Raw genomic sequence first — 16,880 nt, 5'->3', positions numbered from 1 at the left:
CGCGGGCGAAGAGTGCCTGTGTGGCCGTGTCGAGGTGGTGGATGGGTGCGGTCTTGCACGCGGCCGCACCCATCGGTGTGGGTGTTTCAGTTGGTACGCGGCGGGGTCATCCGGGCGTGCAGCAGGGTGCTGCGGGTGAGTTCGCTGCCCTGCCTGTGGTCCTCGTTGAGGAGTGCGGTCAGGCCCTTGGGCGCCTTCCAGTGCTCGCGGAGGTTGAGGGTGGCGCCGAGGTCGTCCAGGAGCGCGTCGATGACCATCGCGGCTTCGCTGGGACGGTCGCCCCCTCCGTTGCCCCACCACAGGTGCTCGGAGGGTGTGCACGGGGCGGGGTGGACGTGGTCGTCGCTCGTCAGGACCCACACCGTGTGGTGCAGCACGACCGAGGTGAGTTCCGCGCCGCCGGCCGGAAGGGACAGCGGGGCGTAGAAGCGCCACACCGGCCTCCCTCCGTCGTCGGGGGTACGCAGGACGGGCATGTCGGTGAGCGGGTCGATGAAGAACGCGTCCGCCTTCTTGCCCTGGGCGAGGACGACGTGGGCGGCGGTCGGGTCGCACATGGTGAGCCGACGGGTCCACCGGTCGCTGATGGTGCCGGTGCTCACCGGCACCTCGGCGAGCGCGCCGAACGGCAGCAGGGCCGGCTCGCGGCCGACGGCGACTTCGAGGGCCGCGACGGCTTCCGGGTGATTGCTCAGGGCGAGCTTGCTCCAGCCGGCCTTGAGGATCTGGCGCTCGCCCCCGACGGGCAGGGGGTGGTGGCTGCGGTCGGGTACGGCGGCGATGGCAACGGGATTGCGGGTTTCGCCGTATCCCTCCTTGCCGAAGATCTCGTTGTCGTGCGTGGTGTGGTCGATGCGCTCGTTACGGATGTCGTTGGCCATGTCCGTCGCGGCCAGGTGTGAGGTGACGTCGAAGGCGTCATTGCGCGCTGCGCGGCGCAAGATCTTCTCGTTGGCGTTGGGCGGCACCTCCACGACGGCCGCCGGAGCGCCGGGCTGCCACTCACGGATCAGCTGGGGCAGGCGCAGCAGGTGAGGCCACCAGGGCAGATCCTGCCCGGCGAGTGCGGCGACGTCGCCCCAGTCGGCTTCGTACTCGATGCCCGGGTGCGCGGTGTCGGAGGCGACCAGGGACGGCCCGCGGAAACTCATGTCCCCGTACAGGGCGCAGACGGTCACCACACTGTCCGGGTTGCCGGAGGCGGCAAGGGCGGAGGCGACGTCGGTGGCGACCCTTCGATCGTCGCAGTGCACGACGCGGATCGTGCCCACGGCGGTGTGCCAGTCGAGCGCTGGCCCGCGCACCGTGTCCTGGAATCCGGCCCACCGGCCGGCCGGCAGGTCCTGCTCCCGCGGGCGCAGCAGGACGGCGCCGCGGTGGGTGAACTCGGGGGTGTCCGCCGCCCATCGGTAGACCTGGGTGCCGTCCCAGACCTCCTCGGGCTCCTTCTTCTCGCCGAACCCCGCGAACGGGTTGTACGGCGGCTCGGTCGGCTGTGGGAAGTCGTCGTACTTGCGTGCCAGGCGCCACAGCCCGAAGGAGTTGATGCCCAGAATCTGCTGGACCTCCGCCCTGGACAGATAGCTGTCACTCACGCCCATACCGCTGCTCCTCACCGTCCCCAGAGCCGAGTTGGCCCAGGCCAGATCATGGAGCGGACCGGGCAAGCAGCACGCCAGAGCCGCTCTTCCTGCCCTGTTTCCCACCCGCATTGGCCGAGAAGGTGCTGTTGCCGCCGCGGATCAGGGCGTGACGGGCTGCAAAGCCCGTACAGGTCACGGCACTCGGGAGGGTGAGCAACCGAGAACGCCCCGGGCCGGCGCAGCGCAGCCCGTACGCTTTCCCCGTGACGACCGCCCCCGCCCCGCAAGCTGTCCAAGACCTTCTGCGGCGGGCCCTGCTCGCCTTCGACGCCCGCGCCCTGCACACCGGCGGTGAGGCCGGCGCCCATACTGCTGTGTTCCTCGGCGACCTGGCCGCGGACATCCTGCCTGCCATGGACGCCGCCGAAACCGAAACGGCTCGCGAGGAGCTCGCGGAGGCGTACCGGTGCCTCTCGTTGGCGGGCGAGAACCCGCTCCGCCAGAGCTGCACGGAACGCGAGTCGATGGTGAACATCGCCGTCCACGCCCTGGCCCGAGCCATGTTGCGCTGCGACACCGGCAGGACCCCGTCGGAGGAGGAGGTGCACGAGCTGCTGAGTGGTCTGTGGACCGCCTCGCTGCTGGCGTGGGCGCAGATCTTCCCCGCCCACCTGGACGGCGGGTCACCGCCGTGCGCCTGCGGAGCTCTGGGCACGCGCCCGGTCATGGCCCCGGCGACGGGGGCCTGAGCGGTGCGGCGGGCCTTCCCTGAGATCTCCGGCCGCGGGCTCGCCGCCCTCGGGACCGAGCTGCCGGCCCTGGCCGCGATCCGGGTGGCCCTGACCGGCGGCCGCAGCGGGAAGTTCCACGTCCCCCACCCCGACCTGCGCCGCTTCAGTTCCGACGCTTGCCGGTTCGCCAAGCCGGCCGCCGAGGCCTCCACTCATCCGCTCGTCGAGGTCTTCGCGCAGATCTGCAAGAAGTGCGACATCGTCCTGCCGAAGGCGCCCGATGCCCTATGGCGGGCGGCCGCTTTCGCCGCCCAGCGCCAAGACCAGCTGGACCGCTGCCGGACCGACCGGGAGCCGCAGACCTGGCTCGGGTACGCGCGGCACGCCGCCCGGTGGGCACCGGGTGACGACGAGCAGTTCCGGCGCTGGCTGGACACCGCCCGCACCGACTCCACTTTGGCCGCCGATGCCGCCGTGCTCGCCGACGCCTGGCAGCAGCTGGCAGCCCAGTTCCGCGGCTTCCTGGAGGAGTACGCCGCCCAGTGCCCTGAGGTCGAGGCATACAACGGCGCCCGGGACGCGGTGCGACGCTGCGCCGACACCGACCAGCGCCGGGAGCTGGACCAGATCGGCGCGGCGGTCGGCAACCTCTCGCGCCGGCGGGCCCGGATGTACGAGCCAGAACCGCGCCTGGACGTGTGGACCCTGGTATGCGGGGTGTGGCTTGCGGCCCGCTCGCGAGGCCGTGGCGCCGAGCAGTCCGCCGACCTGGCCCGCGCCGCCGTCGCGGACGAGCTGAAGGGCGCCCGAGTGCGGGACGTCACCCGGCTGCCCGTGCCGCCGCGCACCCCCAGCGACCGGCACGCAGACCCGGCAGCGTGGGCGGACGCCGAGCTGGCCCTGTGGTGGCCGCAGGCCGTGACAGCCGCGTGCACCCGCCTTGAGGAAGAGTTCGAGGCGGAGTCCGCCGCCATGTCCGCGCGACTGCTGCTGGTACGCGACTGGCCGCTCACCGGCACCCGCGACACCCCGGTCGCCTACCTGGCCGCCTCCCCCGTACTGGGCCCGGTCGTCCCCCACGGGCACCGCGAGGTCGACGACTACGTGTCCTGGAGCGGCGGCGACACCGCCGGACCGTCCTACGCGGCGGTCGTTGCTGCCCCGGCGCACCTGGTGGCGAAGCTGGAACGAGAACAGGCAGCCCAGCCCTCCCACTACGAGCCGCGGTTCACCGCCGGCGGCCCAGTCACCGGCGGCGCGGCAGACCAGGCCGCAGCCGAGACACTGCTGCGGCAGGCGTTCCCATTCCTGCCCGGCGACGGCGACCGCGAGCCGTCTACCCCGACGGACGAGGTCCTCGAGCAGCGCCGCGCCCGGCGTGCGGCCGACCGGCCGTGGCGCGACGGAGCGGGCGAGGAACGCACCTACCGCATCGCGAGCGCCCTACGCGACGGGTACGGCTGCTGGATTCCCGACAGCCCACAGGCCCTGGCCGAGCTGGAGGAGATGGCGCCCTGGCTGCGCTGGAGCGCGCTGCGCCTGGACGTGCTGTGCGGCCGTGACGCTGAACAGCACTCGTGGGCCACCCTGTTCGGGACGCTCGAAGCCGTCGACAGCGCCGGCATCGCACTCAACCCCGGCGGCCGACACCTGCCGCTGCACGTCCCCGTGCACCGGATCGTCGCCCTGACCGGCGCCCCGCACTGGGAGCGCAGCCAGCAAACCCCCGCACTGTGGCAGCCCTACCAGCTGCTTCCCACGCCACCCACAGGTCCGGGCTCCGAGCCCGGCCGCCTTCGCGTCGTACCGGGATCCGCCGGCGCGCGCTGACCGATTTCCGAAAATGACCGCCGCACCCCGCACCGGGACCGGCCGGCTGCGGAACACCGCCCGCAAAGTGAGATCCGGGTCACAGCCGTAGCGTCCAATCGTGGACGACGGCGCACCCCCTTCCATGACCATGATCGGACCCTCACCGCGACCAGGAGGGGGTACCGCTGTGCCGGTCCTGCGCCAGCTCACGACATGCACCGCACCGTCGACCGTCGTCATCGAACGCCGCACCCGGGCACGGGACCGGCCGATGGACTACCGGCTGGAGGTCTGCCACCGTCACCGTTGGCTGGCCAACAGCTGGACCGGGCGGCGCGGCCCCGAGGGCGCCGGCGGCCGGTGTGGCACCGTCACCGACTACCGGCCCTTCGCCGCGATCGTGCAGTCCCATGCCGACCTGTGGCTCCGAGCGTTAACTACGAACGCCCCCGAGGACCACGGTGGCGACCTCGCGGCCGCGCTCCGCGCGGGATTCGAGTGGCTGACCACCTACCGGGAGCCGACCGGTGTGGCCACAGCACTGGAACACGCGGCCCGGATCGCCGAGGCGACCGCGGCCGGCACCTTGCAGCCGGCCGAGGGCCAGGCGCAGGTCCTGGCCGCGCTCAACCTGGCGGAGACTCTCGACGCCAGCGGACGGGGAGCATGAGCCGGCGCTTCGGGTTCTGCAGCCCGGCGGCCTCACCGGGCGCGGTGTAGGGACTCACGGAGGCGGGCTGGAGGGAGTCGTCGCAGCGAGCCGTAAGGTCGAAGCAGACCGGCCCGTCACGGTGAGGCCGGGCTGTGTACGTAGGAGTCTCTCTTGTCCGCCCTCAGCGTTGCCCTGACCGCCGTCGTCGGAGCCCTGGCCGGTGCTGCGGCCCGCCCTGCGGTCTTCGCCCGCTCGGTCCCGGCGCCCGCGTCCGCCCGCAGTGCCTGCCCGCACTGCGGCAGCGCCGTCCTGGGACGCCGGCTGCCCGTACTGCCCGTCTCCGGACGCTGTCCGGCGTGCGCACAGGCGATCGGACCGCGCGCCCTCGTGCCGGAGACGGTGGCCGCCGCCGCGTTCGCCGTGGTCGCAGCGGGCGCAGCGAGCGGCTGGTTCGCCGCCGCCCAGTACTGGGTCGCCGCGTGCGGTGTCGCCCTCGCGCTGATCGACCTCGCCGTGCAACGGCTTCCCGACGTGCTCACCCTCCCCGCCTGCGGCGGGACTCTCATCCTGCTCACCGCGGCCGCGCTGGCCGGCGAGACCGGCAGCCTGGGCCGCGCGGCGGCCGCCGCCGGCGTGCTCACCGCCGTCTTCCTCCTCATGGCGTTCTCCGGCGCCATGGGACTCGGCGACGTCAAGCTCGCACCGGCCATCGGGGCTCTCCTGGGCTGGAGCAGCTGGACGGCCCTGTTCTGGGGAGCAGCCGCGGGATTCGTCGTCGGCGCGGTGTCGGAGGTAGCACGGCTGACGGCCCGCCGCGCCCGCCGCACGCACGTCTCCTTCGGCCCCTACATGGTCATCGGGGCCCTCGCCGTCTCCGTCACCACAGCCTGACCGTCGCCGCCGCGGGGCTCTCGGAAATACCGCTTCCTGTAATAGCTCTTCCTGCATATCGATTCCCGGAACGGCCTCTACCTGACACCACCGTTCCGGAATGCGGTTTCACGGAATAAACCGAGCCTGGTCAACTCCCCTGCTCAGCAAGAAGATCGAATCCGGAACGAAGACGAACCTGTCGGGTTCCGGATTCCCTTCTCGCTCGCCTTCATCGCGCCGCCTGAGCACCGCGGTGAAGAAGCCTTGCACAGGCGGCCGAGCGAATTCTGGCCGACGACACCAGGAAGAGCCGCACATGAACACCCTCACCCGCCGAGCCGCGACCGTGGCATCCACCGGCGCGCTGCTCCTCGGCGGCGCCGTCGCCACCGCCTCGACCGCCAGCGCCGCGACGGTCGGCAGCGGCGCCTGCACCCACCAGATCAAGATCAACACCGACGTGTACACAACGGTGAAGTTCCGCACCGGCCCGGGCACCGGATACACCGCCACCGGCCAGCTCTCCAAGGGCACCGACGTGTACTGGCAGTGCAACAAGGGCCGCAACGACAAGCCGGGCGCCTGGGGCTACGTCACCGTCAAGTCCGGGGCTCACAAGGGCCAGAAGGGCTGGGTCGCCGCCCAGTACATCAACGTGCCCATGCAACTGGACTGACCCTCACCGGCCGACGGAGACGAATCGAGCTCTCCCGGCCCACCAGCGCCTGAGCCGACACCTCGTGAAGGCTCAGGACGACGCAACGGCGGCCCGGCCCCCTGTGATCCCGGGCCGCCGTCGGCGTACCCGCACGCGGAGCCCAGCTCCCACCTCGCAGGGCCTCCATCGCCTGCTTCGCAGCCCCGGGCCGGGCTGACCACCGTCGGCCGGCCGATCGAGCCCCAGGACGGGCACTATGAACCCCACCCCTTCGTCACTCGACGCACCGCCATCCCGCCTGGGTCAGGCCCTGGCCAACGCTCGCGGACAAGGCCGGGCCGCACTCGCCGCCTACCTCCCCGCCGGCTACCCCACGCTCGGGCAGAGCCTCGACGCCCTGCATCTCTTGTCGACGACAGTCGACGTGATCGAGATCGGCCTGCCGTACACCGACCCCCTCATGGACGGCCCGGTCATCCAGCACGCCGCCGCACAGGCCCTCCGGGCTGGCTTCCGCACCGAGCACCTGTTCACCACCGTGCGCGAGCTCGCTGCTGCCTCCAACACCGCGCTGGTCGTTATGAGCTACTGGCAGCCCATCCACCACTTCGGGTCCTCCCGTTTCGCCCAGCGACTCGCTGCCGCTGGCGGGACCGGCGTGATCATCCCCGACCTGCCCGTCGAAGAGGCCACCGACTGGTTGAGCGCCGCCCACGAACACCACTTGGACGCCGTGTTCGTCGTCGCCCCGAACGCCACCGATCAACGCCTGGCCCGCGTGTGCGCCGCCGCCAGCGGCATGGTCTACGCCCCTGCGACGGCCGGCGTCACCGGAGGCCAAGGCCCACTTCACCCCGGCCTGCGCACCTTCGTCGGCCGCCTGCGCACCCTCACCAACCTCCCCGTCGGCGTCGGCATCGGCGTCTCCACCCCGGAGCAGGCGGCCTGCGTCGGCTCCTACGCCGACGCGGTCATTGTCGGATCCGCATTCATCCGCGCCATCGAGGCCACCCCTGGGCCGGCTGGCGCCCACCAGGCCGCCGTCCTCGCCCAGCGCCTCGCCGACGGGCTGCGCCGAGCCGTGCCTACCGCGGCCTGAGCGGACTTCAGCCGGGTTGGGACCTGCCTGTTAAGAGCGCTTTCCGGGCATCCCTCCACGTACCGGCATGGTTCATCAAGCGTTTCGAAGTGCTCTGGCGGGAAAGTTGTAGCTACCAGGAAGTAGGCCTTTAAGGTTCCGCCCAGCACATCAACTTGTTGACCCGCTCGTGGACGAGCACACACAGGAGCGGACCGCATGCTCGCAATGCGCCCGGCTACGCCGGAAGACCAACCCCGCCTCGCCCTGATGATCCAGGCCCGCTCCGACTGGATGAAGGACAAGCAGCTCCCGAGCTGGCGCAGCTGGGGAAAACACGTCCACGAGCTGGCCGGCAACTGCACCAGGCACCCGAGCGAGATGTGGGTCCTCACCGAAGACGACCGGATCCTGGGCTGCACTACGGTCCTCCGAACCGCGGCACCCTGGACCTGGACCGCCGACGAAGCGGCCGAGACTGCCTACTATCTGAACGGCACCGTCACCGACCCCGCTGTACGGCACCGCAAACTCGGCACACTCATTGCCGATTGGGCCGTCGACCACGCAGCCCGTGCAGGCATCAGCCACGTCCGCCGCGACTGCAGCTCTGCAGCCCTCGCCGCGTACTACCAGCAGCAGAACTTTCGACTCATCCGTAGTGTGGCGACCCTCGGCGGCCACACTACGTACGCTCTAGAGCGGAAGGCCGAGCGAGTACCCTCTCTCGCCGGATGGCTCATCACCAGCGAATCTTCAGCCGTGATTTCCAGGAGTCTGCGAAATGCCCTATCAGGGGCTGCGCGATCAAATGCTGCCGAGGCCCGGCGGCTCTTCACGAATTCGCTTCGCCGGCCAGCCGAGGCGCCAGCCATTATCTAGACTGCGCGAGTCCTGAAATTTCGCCGCGCATGGGCTCCCGTTAGTCAGTCCTGCCGTGCAGCATGAACGGCCTTTCTCCCTCAGGACCGTCGGCGCCGGGGCCTGGGGGGCGGCCCGACCAACAAGACGACCCCTATCGCTATCGAACACACCAAAGCGGCGGGTCGCCCGACCGGAACGAGCCCGCCGCTGTCGCCACAGTTCTGCGTCGACCTTCTCAGCGTCCGATTTGTAGCGTGATCGCCTGGAAGTTGGGGTCTACAAGCCGAGCAGGAAGTCGAACTCACCGTCCTTCGCCCCCAGCAGCCAGGCCTTGGCCTCGCCGGGGGTGTAGACGTGCGGGAGGCGATCCGGGTTCTTCGAATCGCCCACCAGGACGAACCCGTCCTGCGTGCCGACCCTGACGCAGTCGCCCCCGCCACCGCTGTGCGAGGACACCACCCACTCCACGGCCGACAGGTCGAACTCGGAGGGGGCGGGCTTGCTCTTGCTCACTACTTCTCCTTGATCATTTCCTCGATGAGGACGCGCGTGTCAGCAGGGCTCAGAGCCCGCTTCCATAGATCGGTGAATACCTCGTCGTAGTAGGCCACGTCATCGGGTTGGTCGAAGTAGACCGACCTCTTCGCGAGCTCGCACCAGACAACGTCCCTGGACGCCTCGTCGAACCCCATTAGAACGAACGGCCCAGCAAGGCCTGGGTGGCTCCCGATACTGTCCGGCAGCACGCGGATTTCAATCTTCTCCTCCTGCGACACACGCAGGAGGCGCTCGAGCTGCCCGTGCCGGACCTCTTCGTCGCCCACCTTGCGACGCAACGCCCCCTGTTCGAGCAATGCCTGGAACTCGCGAAGCGGACTCCCGCCGAAGACCTGCTGTTGCCGATCCATACGGACGTCGACGAGACCGCGGACATCCGCTGCACTGAGTTCGGGGCGCATGCTCGCGATGGCATGTCGTGCGTAGAGATCAGTTTGGACAAGACCCGGCGTCAGGTGCGGTTGATAGTTCCGGATCCGCGACGCGCGCCGCTCCAGTTGGAGGTACCCCTCGAACTTCATCGGTCCGAGTAGCGCTGCGTGGCGTCGCCAAAGCGCCGGCCGACGTCGGCGACCGGCTGGAGTCGTGTCCACGCTCAGCAAGCCGAGCACATACCGTCGCGTCTCGGGTTCGGCCCCGTACAGGTCGAGCAGGCCCTCTACGAGGTCGCTCGGCAGTGTCTTCTGCCTGCCGTTCTCGATCTTGCTCAACGTGGAGACGTTGGTCCTGATGCTGCGTTCTCGCATGAGGAGTTCGACGGTCGCGCCCTGCGTCAGGTCGCGGCGCTCTCTCAACTCCTCCAGCCGACTGCCCACTTCGCTGTGCGTGAGTGACCAGGGGGCCTCGTTCGCATCCGCCATGGTGGCCAGTGTGGCGGTCGGTCCGGCTTGCGACAACCAATTCTATGAAGAAAATTTCTAGGTTGTGTTGCGCAGGACACAGATGGAGGAGCATCCTGACCGAGGTCACGATCTGTGTTGTTGGTGTCGCGCCGTGTGGGATGTGTCCGCTCCACCGTGAGAGCCGCGCTCCGTAGCTGTTCGAGGAGGGCCGTGTTGATGCCCCACCCCAGCTTGTTCCACGTCATGCTCGTGGAGCGCCGGTGGGACCAGTGGAGCGCGTTCTGTCTTCAGTTCGAGCGCGCAGCCCGTGATCTGGCGGGGGAGCTGGGCAAACCGAGGCTGGCCAGTGTCACGGTGTCGCGGAAGAGTTTCCACCGGTGGGCGAAGGGCGACTGGTATGGACGGCCCTGGCCCGACACCGCTCTGATCCTCGAACATCTCTTCAAGGTCCCGGCAGCCGATCTGTTCAGCCCAGCACCGGCTCTCATCCCATCAAGCGCTTCTGTGCCCGAGGGCGAGGCTCTGCGCGCCTCCGTGTTCGTCGCAGAGCAGTGGCCCACGAGCCGGTTCTTCATGGCGCCCGGTGAAACGGTCGGCGGGTGGGAACTGGCCGGTCGGCAGACACTGGACGGCACGACAGCGGCTGTCGCCTTCCGCGCCGCCACTGGTGACGGTTGCCTCGCCCACCTCGACGCTGGCGACGCGGGAGCGTTGTACGAATTCCTCCGACCAGCCCGTCGCGGCTTCCTCATCGGCGTTGACGACCGGGAGTCGCCGCAGCTCTTCGTCGTCGACGCCGCGATCGCCCGCCGTGACAGAGCGGCATCGGCCGGGCAAGGCGCGTTAGCCCTGCCGAAGGGTCACTTACTGGATGACCTCACGTACGGCTTGGTGTGGTCCCTCGTGCAGTTGGACGACGGACTCCTGGCCGACGACTTCGCTCTTGAGCAGGAGCAGAAGGTACTGGAGACGTACCTCGATCTCCCGCGATCGGCTCCCAGTCGCAGGACCGTTCCTGACCTCACGAAGGCAGGTGCCCAATGGCTCGGATCCACCTACTGTGCCCGCCACATCATGCGGCGGCTGGAGGGCCTGACGGAACCCCCGGCGTTCTGGACCCGTGAGCAGACGGGCGAGCAAGCCGCCGCGTGGCTGTGGCTCAGGCACAAGACTGACTACCTCCAGACCATCTCGGCGCGCTATGCCGGCTCCGCCCCGCTCTCCCGCGCCTTCTGCATTCCCGAGACCGAGGTGAGCCGCAGCGGCAGGTACGAGCGGATCCTTCTGCTGCTGGCCATCGCGCTAATGGAACTGCACGGGGTTCGTGTGGATGTGCTGTCCAAGCCTGAGTACTCCCACGTCGACGGCTTCGCCTTGGTCCCGGGGCAGCGAGCCGTGGTGGCCAACTGGGCGCGGACAGACGAGGAGATCTGGGCTGTCGACACCGTCACACGGCGGCCAGCCCTGCGGGAGTACAGCGAGGCCCTCGGCGAAGCGCGGGAGCACAGCGTGATGCAGGGCCCCGACCCGGAAGTCCGGCTCCGCTCCATGGCCGGATACCTGGACATCGACTGGGTGTGGCTGGTCGAGCGGTCCCGTGAGATGCGCGAATGCGGCACGGCGAGCATCGTCCGCCCGCGCAGCCGGCACCTGACCGCGGAATCCCTCGACGAGGTGTTCGCCTTCCTCGCCTCTCTTGCCCCGGACCGCTGAGAAGTCCGACGCTGCTTCCGCACTCCTTGATCCGCTTCTTCGAAAGGTAGCCCTCATGGACCCCAGCCCTAGGGCCCAGCTCCCCTCCGCTCTGGTTCTCTCCCTTGGCGGCACTATCGCGATGGCGGCCCCGGGAGCAGGACACGGCGGCGTAGCGCCCCGGTTGACCGCCGAGGACCTCGTCGCCGCGGTTCCGGAGCTCGCCGAGGAGGCCGAGCTGGAGCTGCGGGACTTCCGAAAGATCCCCGGAGCGTGGCTGGAGATCGACGACATCGCCGCTGTCGCCGAGCTGCTCAACAAGCAGGCCGCGGAAGGGACGACCGGATTTGTGATCACCCAAGGGACCGACACCCTGGAGGAGGTTGCCTACCTTCTCGACCTGCTGTACGAGGGGGCGGCGCCCGTCGTGGTTACCGGCGCCATGCGCCACGCGCAGATGGCCGGGGCCGACGGTCCGGCCAACGTCCTCGCCGCGGTGCGCACCGCCGTCAGCCCCGAAGCGCGCGAGATGGGTGTCCTCGTCGCCTTCGCCGACGAACTGCACGCCGCCCGCCACGTCCAGAAGATTCACAGCACCAGCCCGTCGGCCTTCTCCTCGCCCGGGGCTGGCCCGGTCGGATTCCTGATCGAAGGCCGGCCGCGGTTCCAGTTCGCCCTGCCGCGACAGCCGCGCGTCGAGCTGCCCCTGATCCGCCCCGCCTCCGTCGAGGTGATCGAAGCCACGCTCGGAAGTGAGGGCGCCTTCCTCGACGCAGCGAGCTCCCTGGACGGCCTGGTCGTCGCGGCCTTCGGCGCTGGCCACGTACCCCGGACGTGGGCTCCGCGGCTGGGCAACTTGGCCTCCCGCTTCCCGGTCGTCCTCACCTCAAGGACGGGGGCGGGGAGCGTCCTTACCGGCACTTACGACTTCGGCCCGGGCTCCGAGACCGACCTCCTGGGCCGTGGCCTGATCAACGGCGGCCGGCTTGAGCCGCGTAAGGCCCGGCTGCTTCTGCTGGCGCTGCTGCGCTCCGGCGCCGATCAGACCACGATCCAGGCCGCTTTCGCGGCGCACCGCTGACCCACCGAGACCCACGATCGGATCATCATGCGCGCCACCGAGATCACCGTCGGCCGGACGTTCGCCGTCGTCTTCGAGCACGGTGAGGACTTCTACGAGTCCCTGGACCGCTTCTGTCGCGAGGCCGGCGTCCGGGCGGGCCACCTCACCTTCATCGGCGGCTTCAGTCATGCCCGGCTGGTGGGGACCTGCGAGCCCTTGGAGCACCCAGAGCGCCCGCTGTGGAAAGAGGTCGAAGTCGAGACCCTGGAGGTCCTTGGGAGCGGGACGCTCGCCTGGGACCCCGACCAGGAGCGAGTCGCCCCACACATCCACATCTCGGCAGGGCTCAAGGCGGACTCCGCCGACGGACGCACCAGCCATCTGCAAGGCGGGACAGTGCAGTTCCTTGCCGAGGTCGTCATCGAAGAGTGGACTGCCCCGGAGGTAACCCGCCCACGTGACCCCGGCCTGTACGACGTGCCCCTGCTCACGTTCGGCCGGACGGACTGACGCCCTGGCCGACGCGGCCAGTACGCCAGGACCTGGCCAGCGGAGCACATGCATTCATCCGGAGCCCACCTGAAGGGGACGGCAGGTGCACACCACCACACGATTCGCCCTCCTGGTGCAAGAACGGCACTGGGACTCGTACGAGGTCTTCTGCATCCGCTTCGCCAAAGCGGCGGCGCGAGCGGCCGAGAAGGAGAACAACCCGCGGCTCGCACGCACCGACATTGCCCGCAGTACCTACGCCCGCTGGATGGGGCGCAAGGGTGCGATCTCAAGCACCCCCCGCCGTGATGCCGCCCTCGTCCTTCAGCACATGTTCAACATGTCGCCCGAGCGGCTCTTCGAACCCATCGACGCCAGCTCCTGGAGCTCAGGGCACCGCAGCACCGCCCCTGTCGCGCCCGCGGATCCCCCCGGATTCGACGACCCTCTGACCATCGTGAGCCAGACTCACAGGCTGACCAGCTCCAACGCCGACGACCCCGTCCTCGGCATGGTGAGGGGAACGATCGCCAGCATCGTGGCCCGGTACGAAACGCTCGGGCCCCAGCATCTGGCAGGGGAAGCCAGGATCATCCGCGAGACGCTGCACGGCATCCTCGCCGGCCACCAACCGCCCCGTACGAGGACGGAACTCTTCCGGCTTGCATCACAGGCCTCGGGACTTCTCGGATACATGGCCGTCAACGCCGGCGCCCGCTACGAGGTGGTCGACGCCTACTGCTCGGAAGCGGAGACCTTGGCCCGGGAGGTCGGCGAGGTGGCCATGGAGATGTGGGCGAACGGCACCCGCTCGCTCGGCCTCTACTACCAGAAGCGTTATGCGGACGCTGACGACGCCGCTTCCGCGGGTATCGCCCTCGCCCCGGGCCACCCCCAGGCCATCAGACTGCTGGTCAACGGCCGTGCCCGGGCGCTCGCGCGCATCGGCGATCGCGCAGGAGCTGAAGCAGCCATCGGGCACGCCCTCGAACTCTCAGACCGCCAGACGTCACTCCCCGACGGCCTCACCTCGTGCATCAGCTTCGAGCCCTACTCCATGGCGCGCTCCCTCGCCAACGCCATCACCACACGGCTGTCCCTCGGGGACACCGCGGAGGTCCTGGCCCACGCCGACCAGATCGAAGAGCTGATCGAGCATTCACAGTCAGAGTGGAGCCGTGCCCTGGTCGGACTGGATGTGGCATCCGCGCTGCTGAAGCAGGGCTCGCCCGAGATCGAGCACGCCATGGCGCGGGGCCGCCGCGCCCTGAGATCAGGCACCGGTCGGCCAATCAAATCCGTCTGGGAGAGGGCGGTCGAGCTCTACCAGAACGCCGAGCGGTGGCACGACGAAGCTGAGGTAGGGGACTATGCCGAGGAACTGCGGACTTGGCAGTCACAACCGCAGGTCGGTCTGATCGCCGTCGGCTGGGCGTCGCAGATCGCACCCTGACCCTCCGAGGAGCTACGTGTCGCCCGAGCTGGACACCGATCCCAGCGCCTTTCCCAGCGCGCCGCCTGCCAGCCTCGACGATCCCGAAGTGATCGTCGAGCACGACTGGCGGGCGTTCCAGCGGGTCGAGCGCATGGCCGATCACTGGGACCGGCCCGGGTGGTCGGATCGGCAGCGCAAGTACTACTGGATGCACACGTTCCCGGACCCCGGCCAGTTGCTGCAGCGGACGGAACACTGCCAACGGGCTCTGCAGCACCTGGGCATGGATCCTGTCCCCGCCGACGGTCTGCACGTGACCCTGCTGCGCGTGGGCGCAGTCGACCAGGTATCGACCGCGCAGGTGGAGCACCTGCTCGACTTGACGCAGGAGCTGCCCGTCAGCGCTTTCCACGGCCTCGCTCACCCTCTGGCCGGCTCACGGGGCGCCGTCCGTTTCAGCCTCACGCCCTGGAAACCGCTGGTCCGCCTCCACGCCGCCCTTCACGCTGTGGGAAAGCAGGCCGGCGTCCCCGGCGGCGCTCCGACGACGGCGTTCCGCCCGCATCTGGGTATCGCCTACAGCAACCAGGAGCGATCCGCGCCCGCGGTCATCGACGCCGTCGAACCTCTGCGGTCTCTCCCGCCGGTGCCGCTGCACTTCACGACCGTGGATCTCGTGGAACTGCGGCGCCAGGACAGAACCTACCGCTGGAGGACCATCCGCTCGGTTCCCCTGCCCTCCTCCGCAACCTCGCGGACTACGCTCGCCTAGAAGGTGATCGCACAATGGACGGCAACGGCCCGGCAGCGCTGGCCCATCACAGTCCGGTGCCGGCCGCCAGCCTCTCCTTCGGCTTCGGGTGCATCTGCGCGCGGACTCGGGCGTACGCGTCGTCGAGCAGCCGCAGCTCGACGGCCGTGAGGACGGGTCCGGAAAGAGACCCGAAGCTCTCTTCGAGCTGAGCCTCACTGGTGAAGCCGACGACCGTGGCACAGTGGCCGGCGCGCTGAACGCCAGACAGCAACGCGAGCCGGGTCAGCGTTCCCGGAGTGTCACCGAATCTGGCGTACAGCGACTCAAGCCCACAGGGTGCCTTCTCGGCGCCGGCCGGAGCGAGAGCGTTCCGGAGACCCAGGGCCTTCGGCGCCGCGAGGATCACGCCGACCCCGTGGCGTGCCGTGAAGGCGAAGAGGTCTTCGCCTTCCAGCGTGATGGTCGGCGTCAGGGCGTTGCATCGAGTCCAGATGACGTTCGGTCTGATGAGCCGGAAGAGGTGGAGGAATCGCTCGGCGCAGGCGGCGCGTTCGGCGGGAGTCGCTTCGGCGGGCGTGTATGGCCCCCGCATTCCGATGGCCTTGATGGCGCCGACTTCCCGCAGGGTGTGCATCTGATCGATTGCGGTGCCCAGGTAGCGGTCTTGAGGGCCGAAGTCCCACGAGTCCAGGGTGTAGAGGTCCAGCTCCTCGGCGTAGAGGTTCTCCAGTGTCTGCTGCAGCTGGTGGTGGATGTGCCGGTCGGCGTAGGCGTGCGGCGCGGAGCCTCGGATCTTCCCGACCTTGCTGCTGATCAGGAAAGTCTGATCCGGATACTCCCTCAGCAGGCGCCCCAGCATTCGTTCGGCCCGCCCGGCTCCGTAGGAGTCCGCTGCGTCGAAGAGGTTGGCGCCGAGCTCCACGGCGCGGCGCAGGCCGTCGAGGAAGGGACCATCGTCCTCGCCGCGGGTGGGGCTCCCCGCCAGTCCGACGGCGCCGAGGTTGACGCCCAGGGGATGAGCTAAGAGGCCCTGTCCCAGATGACGACTCATGGTGTCCAAGTCGGTCATCAGCGAGATCCTTCCCGCGTCAGCACAGCGATGACGATCTTTCCGTTCGCGGTTTCCTCGACCGACCAGGTGTTGGCGAGGTTCTGGACGATGAACAATCCGCGTCCGCATGTGGCCGCGGTGTCCGGCTCCACGGACGAGTTGCGCGGGTGTGAGGGGAGGACGCCGGTGTCATGACCCAGGTCGACGACGCCCAGCGCCGTGCCAAGTTCGTAGACCTCGATCCTTATGAGGACCGCGCCGCGGCCGTGCTTGACGGCGTTGGCAATGAGTTCACTTGCGACCAGCTTGGCGTCATCGAGCTGTCCCTCGTCGACATCGTCCAGGAAGCTGGTGAGCGCAACGCGTGCGGTGCGTTGCGGGGCCGGAAGTCCTGCAAGCTCGACATCGCAGTGGTCTAGCAGATTTCCGAGGCTCTGGTCATGGACCAGCTCGGCGGTAGTCGGAGGCAACCTCGTCTCCTCGTGATCGAGACGCCCTGCGGCGCGGCCGGAATCGACCCACCTCCACCGTGACGGAACACGGCAGGCATCGGTACGCCAAACCGCGGCCACTTCTGTGTCACTTCGCCCGCCGCCCGTCGCTGCGCCGCACCCATGACGATGGATAAAGCAGACCAAAACACCCTCGGTTTGTGCTCGTGCCGCGGGTGAAGTGGCCCACAAGTGGCCGCGGTTTGGCGTACCGCTGTCCCGCCGGTTCCGTCACCGTGGAGTGACGCCAG

The 16,880-nt window shown here is 69.2% G+C and carries 17 protein-coding genes; 12 read left to right on the top strand and 5 right to left on the bottom strand.

Translation table 11 applies throughout. From position 1 onward, the window contains the following. Positions 1–86: 86 nt before the first annotated feature. The gene (locus tag OG906_RS39150) at positions 87–1,601 is read right to left on the bottom strand and encodes a hypothetical protein (protein WP_212728708.1); all 1,515 of its coding nucleotides are present in this window, start codon (positions 1,599–1,601) and stop codon (positions 87–89) included. Positions 1,602–1,846: 245 nt separating this feature from the next. Between OG906_RS39150 and OG906_RS39145 the strand changes: the two genes are divergently transcribed. The 7 genes from OG906_RS39145 to OG906_RS39115 all read left to right on the top strand — a co-directional run bounded on the left by OG906_RS39145 (position 1,847) and on the right by OG906_RS39115 (position 8,269). Continuing rightward, positions 1,847–2,332 carry a hypothetical protein gene (locus OG906_RS39145; RefSeq protein ID WP_329449034.1) on the top strand — a complete coding sequence of 162 codons (486 nt, stop codon included), beginning with the start codon at positions 1,847–1,849 and terminating at the stop codon, positions 2,330–2,332. Positions 2,333–2,335: 3 nt separating this feature from the next. Beyond that, a complete protein-coding gene (locus OG906_RS39140; RefSeq protein ID WP_329449033.1) occupies positions 2,336–4,144 on the top strand; it encodes a hypothetical protein in 1,809 nt (602 codons plus the stop codon). Between the two features lie 169 nt (positions 4,145–4,313). Further along, a complete protein-coding gene (locus OG906_RS39135; RefSeq protein WP_249938703.1) occupies positions 4,314–4,796 on the top strand; it encodes a hypothetical protein in 483 nt (160 codons plus the stop codon). Positions 4,797–4,949: 153 nt separating this feature from the next. After that, on the top strand, positions 4,950–5,669 hold the full coding sequence (locus tag OG906_RS39130) for a prepilin peptidase (protein ID WP_200725445.1): 720 nt from the start codon (positions 4,950–4,952) through the stop codon (positions 5,667–5,669). A gap of 298 nt (positions 5,670–5,967) precedes the next feature. Next, positions 5,968–6,327, top strand: a complete 360-nt coding sequence (locus OG906_RS39125) for an SH3 domain-containing protein (protein WP_024127120.1) — start codon at positions 5,968–5,970, stop codon at positions 6,325–6,327. 238 nt (positions 6,328–6,565) lie between these two features. Then, a complete protein-coding gene (gene trpA / locus OG906_RS39120; RefSeq protein WP_329449032.1) occupies positions 6,566–7,408 on the top strand; it encodes a tryptophan synthase subunit alpha in 843 nt (280 codons plus the stop codon). A 198-nt stretch (positions 7,409–7,606) separates the two neighbouring features. Further along, positions 7,607–8,269 (top strand): GNAT family N-acetyltransferase, encoded by a 663-nt coding sequence (locus OG906_RS39115; RefSeq protein ID WP_024127122.1) that lies wholly within the window; start codon positions 7,607–7,609, stop codon positions 8,267–8,269. A 258-nt stretch (positions 8,270–8,527) separates the two neighbouring features. Here the strand turns inward: OG906_RS39115 and OG906_RS39110 are convergent, their stop codons facing one another. Together OG906_RS39110 and OG906_RS39105 are read right to left on the bottom strand one after the other, a co-directional pair. Beyond that, a complete protein-coding gene (locus OG906_RS39110) occupies positions 8,528–8,764 on the bottom strand; it encodes a DUF397 domain-containing protein (protein WP_006379209.1) in 237 nt (78 codons plus the stop codon). Next, positions 8,764–9,669 carry a helix-turn-helix domain-containing protein gene (locus tag OG906_RS39105; RefSeq protein WP_006379119.1) on the bottom strand — a complete coding sequence of 302 codons (906 nt, stop codon included), beginning with the start codon at positions 9,667–9,669 and terminating at the stop codon, positions 8,764–8,766. Before OG906_RS39105 ends, OG906_RS39110 begins: the two co-directional genes overlap by 1 nt. 198 nt (positions 9,670–9,867) lie before the next feature. Here OG906_RS39105 and OG906_RS39100 point away from each other — a divergent pair, with 198 nt between their 5' ends. The 5 genes from OG906_RS39100 (at position 9,868) to OG906_RS39080 (ending at position 15,105) form a co-directional block, all read left to right on the top strand. Further along, positions 9,868–11,364 (top strand): transcriptional regulator, XRE family protein, encoded by a 1,497-nt coding sequence (locus tag OG906_RS39100; protein ID WP_212728750.1) that lies wholly within the window; start codon positions 9,868–9,870, stop codon positions 11,362–11,364. 55 nt (positions 11,365–11,419) lie between these two features. Further along, a complete protein-coding gene (locus OG906_RS39095; protein ID WP_212728751.1) occupies positions 11,420–12,424 on the top strand; it encodes an asparaginase in 1,005 nt (334 codons plus the stop codon). A 27-nt stretch (positions 12,425–12,451) separates the two neighbouring features. Then, on the top strand, positions 12,452–12,916 hold the full coding sequence (locus OG906_RS39090; RefSeq protein ID WP_006378560.1) for a PPC domain-containing DNA-binding protein: 465 nt from the start codon (positions 12,452–12,454) through the stop codon (positions 12,914–12,916). A gap of 85 nt (positions 12,917–13,001) precedes the next feature. Next, the gene (locus OG906_RS39085; protein WP_006378694.1) at positions 13,002–14,351 is read left to right on the top strand and encodes a hypothetical protein; all 1,350 of its coding nucleotides are present in this window, start codon (positions 13,002–13,004) and stop codon (positions 14,349–14,351) included. A gap of 16 nt (positions 14,352–14,367) precedes the next feature. Then, on the top strand, positions 14,368–15,105 hold the full coding sequence (locus OG906_RS39080) for a 2'-5' RNA ligase family protein (protein ID WP_006379247.1): 738 nt from the start codon (positions 14,368–14,370) through the stop codon (positions 15,103–15,105). Positions 15,106–15,151: 46 nt separating this feature from the next. Here OG906_RS39080 and OG906_RS39075 read toward each other — a convergent pair whose 3' ends face one another. Both OG906_RS39075 and OG906_RS39070 read right to left on the bottom strand, forming a co-directional pair. Beyond that, positions 15,152–16,156, bottom strand: a complete 1,005-nt coding sequence (locus OG906_RS39075; RefSeq protein WP_006379101.1) for an aldo/keto reductase — start codon at positions 16,154–16,156, stop codon at positions 15,152–15,154. Continuing rightward, positions 16,156–16,608, bottom strand: a complete 453-nt coding sequence (locus OG906_RS39070; protein ID WP_190148959.1) for an ATP-binding protein — start codon at positions 16,606–16,608, stop codon at positions 16,156–16,158. The genes OG906_RS39075 and OG906_RS39070 overlap by 1 nt, the downstream gene beginning before the upstream one ends. Positions 16,609–16,880 lie beyond the last annotated feature (272 nt).

This window comes from Streptomyces sp. NBC_01426 (assembly GCF_036231985.1).
Taxonomy (GTDB): Bacteria; Actinomycetota; Actinomycetes; order Streptomycetales; family Streptomycetaceae; genus Streptomyces.
This window is presented reverse-complemented; position numbering and strand designations above follow the sequence as displayed.